3 protein-coding genes, 1 tRNA gene and 2 pseudogenes are annotated in these 2,520 nt (G+C 44.7%); 1 reads left to right on the top strand and 5 read right to left on the bottom strand.

All coding sequences use genetic code 11. The features are described 5' to 3' along the window. Positions 1 to 376 (top strand): annotated as a pseudogene (locus tag WBA89_RS10655) (hypothetical protein); the annotation flags it as partial. Between the two features lie 78 nt (positions 377 to 454). On the opposite strand, the gene WBA89_RS10650 reads toward WBA89_RS10655, so the two are convergent. From WBA89_RS10650 to WBA89_RS10630, 5 genes and pseudogenes are all read right to left on the bottom strand, one after another. Then, a tRNA-Lys gene (locus WBA89_RS10650) sits at positions 455 to 528 on the bottom strand. A gap of 74 nt (positions 529 to 602) precedes the next feature. Next, positions 603 to 818 carry a Uma2 family endonuclease gene (locus WBA89_RS10645; RefSeq protein ID WP_424406258.1) on the bottom strand — a complete coding sequence of 72 codons (216 nt, stop codon included), beginning with the start codon at positions 816 to 818 and terminating at the stop codon, positions 603 to 605. Next, positions 803 to 1,252 (bottom strand): Uma2 family endonuclease, encoded by a 450-nt coding sequence (locus tag WBA89_RS10640; protein WP_424406257.1) that lies wholly within the window; start codon positions 1,250 to 1,252, stop codon positions 803 to 805. Before WBA89_RS10640 ends, WBA89_RS10645 begins: the two co-directional genes overlap by 16 nt. A gap of 183 nt (positions 1,253 to 1,435) precedes the next feature. After that, the gene (locus WBA89_RS10635) at positions 1,436 to 2,008 is read right to left on the bottom strand and encodes a dihydrofolate reductase family protein (protein ID WP_424406256.1); all 573 of its coding nucleotides are present in this window, start codon (positions 2,006 to 2,008) and stop codon (positions 1,436 to 1,438) included. A 328-nt stretch (positions 2,009 to 2,336) separates the two neighbouring features. Then, positions 2,337 to 2,520, bottom strand: a pseudogene (locus WBA89_RS10630) (3'-5' exonuclease); the annotation flags it as partial.

The raw sequence follows: 2,520 nt of genomic DNA, 5'->3' as shown, positions 1-2,520 counted from the left end.
GGAGGACGCTGCAAAACTGCATCGCGAGGCGCGGTGTGTCGAAGTCCTGAAAATTCGCTCTCAGACAGAAGTGAGCAATGCTAAATCTGACTTGGCAGAGGCTAAAGCAACTATTGTCAAGCAATTTGACAAGATACGGGAATTAGAACGGGGGTTTAGCTTTAAACCCAATCCAAAAGAATCTGCGTTGAGACTGGAAATAGGCAATTTGCGGGATGAACTGGCAGCTTGCAAACAGTCGGAGATTGACTTGGAACTGCCAGAGCCGGCTGACTTGCTCAACCAGTTGAAAGGGCGGCGCAAAAAGTCCGGAGCAAGCTTGGCTGATATGGAGGCGGTTTTGGAGATACTCAGCTACTTAGAAGAGCAGGACTGAGCGAAAGATGAGCGGAAGCCGGAAATCTTAGTGAGGCAATAAATCTGAAACTATTGACCCGCAAAGGATTGAATTTCATGGGAGTAGAAGGACTTGAACCTTCGACCTTGAGATTAAGAGTCACCTGCTCTAACCAACTGAGCTATACTCCCGCATCGGAGCTACTATAACACAACTGTTCTGAAAAATCAAGTGTTTTCGTAAAAATTTGTGGCGATCGTCCCAATCACCCGAAAAGTCTCTCAACGGATACGCGAATGTCGGGAAATGCCAGCGGTATAACCGTTCCCGCCTCGATCTTTTGCTCTGTAGCGTACTCGCCATTCTGAGGGTAGCGAAACACGATGATTTGCTTAGCAGATAAATTTAAAACCCAATATTCTTGAATTTCTGCCGAGGCATAAATTGCGGCTTTCAACTCTAATATCAAATCCGGTAGCATCGGAATGATTCAGATATATATTCTCTCCCTCTGTGTACTCTGTGTACTAATAAGGTTAAATCATTCCGATGCAAGCGGAAACAATATAAATCCTTCTTCAAGCTAGTTTGAGCAACCTCTACAATCCAAAAGATATCTTGAGGTTCGGGATGGCGATCGTTGTAAGCAGACTCCGGCAATCGCACGATCGCAATATCCGGTTCTGGTTCAGAGTCTGATAGCGTAATTGGCCCGTTGAAGCGGACATCAGCTTTACCTGCGAGTAGTTCTTCGAGGTATTTAGTACCTCGTTTGGTTGTGTTGTAATGAATTGGGGTTTCTGGACTCATCTGGCAAACTTCACCCGCTAGCAACTCCACAGGGCGATCGCGTAGAATCCCTGCTTCAATCATGCGGTGATAGTCGCCCACAGACCATTTAGCTAGCGTTTTCATTGCAGAATCGACGCATTTTTTTAAAGAATAACTTTATTTTACACGAGCGCCCTTATTCAATACCGCTTTGCCAACCACCCTTAAAATTTCTGTTTTTGCGTTTTAATTCCTAGAAAATCATTTTGTAGTAAAGACTTCAGTCCTTTTTTCCCCCAGAAATTGCAACAACTAAAGTCTATATTGCTAATGCTTCAGTCGATAGTGAAGCAACATGAAACCGTTGCTGTAGATTTTGCGATCGACCAATTCCAGATTCGTCGGTGCGATCGCCATCCCAAACACAGGAATTCCAGCCCCAATAACTACCGGGTTCAACTTCACAATCATCTCGTCAATCTCAGAAAAAAGAGTTGCCGCTAAATCGCCACCGCCGCACAGCCAGATGTCTTTACCCGCTTCCTTTTTCAATTCTTTAACGAATGCAACTGGATTGTCTGAAACGAGTTTAACATTCTCATCTGGACTGCCTTCCATACTGCGCGAAAAAACATACTGTTTCAAGCTGGGATAAGGATTGGTAAGACCGACAGTTAGCCCCACTTCATAGGTTTTCCGTCCCATCAAAACAGCATCAAACTGCTTGTTCTCTGGACTAATACCGAGATCCTTTTGAACGTGAGCCGGAAAAGTCTCAGGAAAAAACTCGAACAAATCAGCAAAATGCTCTCCTGACATAGGAAAACAATCAAATGAGCCATCTTCGCGAGCAATAAAACCATCAACAGTGCAAGCAACGTAATATTTTAGTTTTCTCATATTTAACCGTTTTTCTGATAAAATGAAAGACAACAAATGGAGAGGACGGGACTCGAACCCGCATCGATCGACAGCAACTTTCAGGAAACGCGCTTCCTTACTGCCCGCAAGCAGACGGGAACTGCCCCCATCTCGGACTGTTAATTCCTTTCAGTGCATCTGCAACCTGTTGCCCGTTTGCGCTTTCAGGGAACGTCGCGAAGCAACTTTTTACCCTACTCAACCAACCCGATCGTCTTTTTGGGAGCCGCTTTTCCAAAGTTTTTACGGTGCCATTCCATTTAGGCGACCTCCCCATAATTTTGCTCGCTATATGTATGATAGCAAATCAGGAAAACTGTTTTCGCTCCAGAATATAAGGCAACAATTTAGCAATATTTCTAGCATCATCTATGCCTCGGTGATGAGTTCCTTCTAGCGGTAAACCCGCGAGTTCCAGAGCTTTCGCCATGCCATACCCTTTTCGCAAACCTTGCGTTTCTGCAAACAATTGTTTGAGATTGACATGAGGA

Origin of the sequence: Microcoleus sp. (assembly GCF_049646505.1) — a bacterium.
Taxonomy (GTDB): domain Bacteria; phylum Cyanobacteriota; class Cyanobacteriia; order Cyanobacteriales; family Microcoleaceae; genus Microcoleus.
This window is presented reverse-complemented; position numbering and strand designations above follow the sequence as displayed.

What these genes read in the sequence shown, in the direction of transcription:
- WBA89_RS10640 (WP_424406257.1), bottom strand. Translation starts at nt 1,252, where the DNA reads ATGAAAACGCTAGCTAAATGGTCTGTGGGCGACTATCACCGCATGATT.
- WBA89_RS10635 (WP_424406256.1), bottom strand. Translation starts at nt 2,008, where the DNA reads ATGAGAAAACTAAAATATTACGTTGCTTGCACTGTTGATGGTTTTATT.
- WBA89_RS10645 (WP_424406258.1), bottom strand. Translation starts at nt 818, where the DNA reads ATGCTACCGGATTTGATATTAGAGTTGAAAGCCGCAATTTATGCCTCG.